Raw genomic sequence first — 1212 nt, forward strand, 5'->3', positions numbered from 1 at the left:
GGCGGGTTCGGCATCTGCGGGTGCGCCCGCGGGGGCGTTCTCGTCGTCGAACGGTGGGGCCCACGCCAGTCGTGCAGGGATGATGCCCATGGGAATGATGGGCGCCGCGGCGACCGGCCAGAACGAGGGCCGTCGCGGTCACACGCCGGCCGCGTATCTGACCAACGCCACCAACACCTCGGAGATCATCGGGGAACCGGTCAAGGTCGCCCCCGCGGTTCTGGGGAGGACTCCGCCGCCCGAGAACGTCGAAACCGAACAGAAGCAGGAGCAGCCGGTGGTCAGCCGGGTCATCGGACGGCGAGATACCGGAGGCGACACCGCCACGTGACCACCGGCCATGATGCGGCGCGAAAGAACCCGACAATCGCCCGGGAGGTGTTGCCCCGCCGCCCCGGAATCGACGAGCTGTGTGGTTCGGCACCACCCGGCAGCCCTCACCCGGCAGCCCTCACCCCGGCAACCTTCACACGGCAACTCTCACCCGGCGAGACCCAACGCCTCGAGCAGGCGCATGACGAGTTCGTATCCGATCAACCCGACAAACCAGATGACGCACAAGTACATGCCGTACCTCTTGATGTGGTCTTGCCGCCAGCTGGCGACGAACCGCATCTTGATGTCTCCCCACCGGGAGAACGGAATGTCCTCGCTTCCGTGCTCGAACTCGTTTCCGGGTTCCCGGCTCTCGCCCGTTGCCATCAGTTTCCACCCCTGTTCGTGTTCTTCTCCGGATCACTCGTGTTACCCGGCGTGTCGGCGGCCTCCCCCTGCGTCAGCGTGTCGTAGACCCTGTCCGCGGCGCTCTCGCCGAGCCATGCGCCGACCCCGGCGCCGATCCCGGCCCCGACGAACGTGCCGACCGGCCCGAGGTACGACCCCGCCGCCGCGCCGGCGAGAGCCCCGCCTCCCGCCCCGCCGCCGAAAGCACCGATCGCTTCGGTGATGGCCTCGGGCGCCGACTTCTCTCCCTTGACGTATTCATCGAGGCCCTCGTACACGGTCACTCCCGCCCCGGCGGCACCGGTGAACCTGCCGAGGCCCCGGAGGAGTCCCGCGCTCCGACGCCCGGCGTCGTCCGGCTTCGGGTTCAGCTTGTGCCTACCCCTGGTCTCAGGGTCGTGTTCGTCCGCGAGGGCGAGCGCCCCTCTGTCGACGGCTTCAGCCGCACCGCCGGCGGCCGTTCCCAGGGCCCCTGCCCCGGCAGCCGGA

The 1212-nt window shown here is 69.5% G+C and carries 1 protein-coding gene and 2 pseudogenes; 1 reads left to right on the forward strand and 2 read right to left on the reverse strand.

The genetic code is table 11. The annotated features are described in order from the left end of the window. A pseudogene (locus G6026_RS13640) lies at positions 1-331 on the forward strand (hypothetical protein); the annotation flags it as partial. Between the two features lie 149 nt (positions 332-480). On the opposite strand, the gene G6026_RS13645 reads toward G6026_RS13640, so the two are convergent. After that, complete coding sequence (locus tag G6026_RS13645; RefSeq protein ID WP_107757320.1) at positions 481-702, reverse strand: hypothetical protein; 222 nt, start codon at positions 700-702, stop codon at positions 481-483. Further along, positions 702-1212: pseudogene (locus tag G6026_RS16995) on the reverse strand (hypothetical protein); the annotation flags it as partial. The gene G6026_RS13645 and the pseudogene G6026_RS16995, both read right to left, overlap by 1 nt.

The sequence above is a fragment of the Dietzia sp. DQ11-38-2 genome, from assembly GCF_014145055.1.
Classification (GTDB): domain Bacteria; phylum Actinomycetota; class Actinomycetes; order Mycobacteriales; family Mycobacteriaceae; genus Dietzia.